This is a genomic window from Acetobacter tropicalis (assembly GCF_001580915.1).
GTDB classification, from domain to species: domain Bacteria; phylum Pseudomonadota; class Alphaproteobacteria; order Acetobacterales; family Acetobacteraceae; genus Acetobacter; species Acetobacter tropicalis.
In genome coordinates this window covers 1-859 of the sequence record NZ_LHZQ01000036.1, presented here as the reverse complement: position 1 = coordinate 859, position 859 = coordinate 1, and the positions used below count along the sequence as shown (strand labels likewise).

Genomic DNA, 859 nt, shown 5'->3' with positions numbered 1-859 from the left:
TGGACGTGTCACGGTTTAGTTCCGGACCTTTGGTTATCTGTTAAGCGGCGTTGCGCTCATAATCCAGTGGGCTTTTCCATTGAAGTGCGGAATGCAGCCTCTGAGGATTATAGAAATCATTGATGTAGGATGTGATAGCCTGCTCGACTTCCTGACGCGTCATCCATGCGTGCCGCCACAGAAGTTCAGCTTTCACGGTCTTGAAGAAGCTTTCCGTCACTGCATTGTCCCAGCAGTTTCCCTTTCTGCTCATGGACACGATAAAACCATGGGTAGAAAGGAGTTTGCGGTAATCCTCTGAACAATACTGACTGCCACGATCCGCATGATGGACGCAGCCTGGTGGTGGCTGACGCAAGGCAATAGCGCGCTGTAACGCGGTCGTAGCAAGGTCTGCGGTCATACGGCTCCCTAGGTTCCAGCCGATGACTCTGCGTGAGAAGAGGTCAAGCACCACAGCCAGGTAAACCCAGCCTTCACGTGTCCAGATATATGTGATGTCTGCTGTCCATTTCCGGTTAAGCGCTGGTGCTGAAAAATCCTGGCCCAGAAGGTTGGGTTCAATACTGTGCTTGTGCGAACTGTTCGTGGTGACCTTGAAGCGTCGTGTCCTGACAACACGAATGTCATACGCGCGCATCAAACGTCCAACGCGACGATGCCCGACAGACAGACCAGCAGCCCTGAGTTCTTCTGTCATACGGGGACGTCCGTAACTTTGCCTGCTCTGAGCGTGAATGGCGCGGATATGGACCATCAGGATGTCATCCTGTCTTTTGCGGGCACAGACCGGGCGTCGTCGCCAGGCCCTGAAACCCCGGTCGCTGACACCAAACAGACGGCAAACCCGTTCGCGTGA

General features: G+C 54.1%; 1 protein-coding gene. It reads right to left on the bottom strand.

Annotation, left to right across the window (positions count from 1 at the left end; all coding sequences use genetic code 11):
- Positions 1-40: 40 nt before the first annotated feature.
- Positions 41-859, bottom strand: an 819-nt coding sequence (locus tag AD944_RS00190) for an IS3 family transposase (RefSeq protein WP_156477209.1), incomplete at its 5' end; no start/stop codon positions are given.